We start from the raw sequence: 1,444 nt of genomic DNA, 5'->3' as shown, positions 1-1,444 counted from the left end.
GGGTGGTGGGGCGCCGGGGTGTCCGGTTCGTCGCGGTCCTTCCCGGGGCGCCGCGTTCGCGGTGGTGAAACCGGGGCGCGGCGGCCGCGCCGCCGGCCACCGGCGAGCGTTGACCCGAAATCGCCGCCGGCGCGGTCGCGCGGCCAGGGCGCGTCGCCGCCTCCCTCGGCCGCGCGGGGGTGCCCGGCGGGAGCGGGATCCGGCCGGAGGAGATCCGCTCCCCGCAGGTCTTGACGTAGGCCGGATGGGGGAGGCAGAGTTCCGGCTAATCCGCATTAGCCCGACCGTGATCGTTCGAACCCGTCAGCTAATGCGTATTAGTCGAGAGGTGGAGAAGTGACCGAAAGGGAGCCCCGCACGGTGCGGCGCGGCCGGCCCCGGCAGGCCGAGGTGGCGCGGCTCGCGGGCGTCTCGCAGACGACCGTCTCGCTGGTTCTGGGCGGCAACAAGCAGGGCATCGTCATCCAGGAGGCCACCCGTGACCGGGTGCTCGAGGCGGCCAGGACGCTCGGGTACGTCCCGGACCCCGCGGCCCGCCGGCTGGCGGCGGCCCGGAACAACCTGCTGGGCGTGTTCAGCTTCACCGCCACGTTCCCCACCGAGGTCGAGCACTCCTACTACCGCTTCCTGGTCGGCATCGAGCAGGAGGCCGCCGCCCGCGGCTACGACCTGGTGCTGTTCACCGGGTCGAGCAGCGGTGGCGCCGGGGCAGGTGCGCCCGGGGCGCTCGACCGGGTACGGCTCGCGGACGGCTGCCTGCTGCTGGGCCGGCACGTGCCGTCCGAGCCGTTGCGGCGGCTGGTCGCCGACGGCTTCCCGCTGGTCCACCTCGGCCGCCGGGACGAGCCCGAGGGCCTGGCCTGGGCAGGCGCCGACTACGCCGCCGCCAGCGCCGAGGTCGTCGAGCACCTGGCAGGGCTCGGGCACCGCCGGGTGCTGCTGGTCCGCGAGGACGACGACGCCCAGGCCTCCGCGGACCGGCAGCGCGGCTTCCTCGACGGGCTGGCCGCCGCCGGGCTGCCCGCGCCCGAGGGCACCGTCGTCCGCACCGCCCGGCCCGCCGCCGAGATCGACGCGGCCTGGCTGCGGGCCCGCCACGCCGAGGGCGTCACCGCGTTCGTCGCCGAGGAGACCGACACCGGCGACGCGTGGCGGGCGCTGACCGCCGCCGTGTCCGGCGCCGGACTCCGGGTGCCGGAGGAGGTGTCCCTCGCGCTGCTCGGATCCCCGCCCGCCGACCTGGCGGGGGCGCCGGAGCCCACCGGGTTCGACATCCCCAGGGCGGAGATGGGGGCCACCGCCGTCCGTCTGCTGACCGACCTGCTCGCCGACGGACACCGTCCGTCCCAGGCGCTGGTGACCTGCGCCTTCCGCCCCGGCAGCACCGTGGCGCCGCCCCCGCGCCGGGCGTCGCCGCCGCCCCCGCGCCCGCCGTCGCCATGAC

Annotated in this window: 1 protein-coding gene; it reads left to right on the top strand. The window is 77.0% G+C overall.

Going from position 1 to position 1,444, the window contains the following annotated elements; all coding sequences use genetic code 11:
- Nucleotides 1-336: 336 nt before the first annotated feature.
- Nucleotides 337-1,443, top strand: a complete 1,107-nt coding sequence (locus E1283_RS36195; RefSeq protein ID WP_243745347.1) for a LacI family DNA-binding transcriptional regulator — start codon at nt 337-339, stop codon at nt 1,441-1,443.
- Nucleotide 1,444: the final 1 nt, after the last annotated feature.

Origin of the sequence: Streptomyces hainanensis (assembly GCF_004348415.1) — a bacterium.
Taxonomy (GTDB): domain Bacteria; phylum Actinomycetota; class Actinomycetes; order Streptomycetales; family Streptomycetaceae; genus Streptomyces; species Streptomyces hainanensis.
This window is presented reverse-complemented; position numbering and strand designations above follow the sequence as displayed.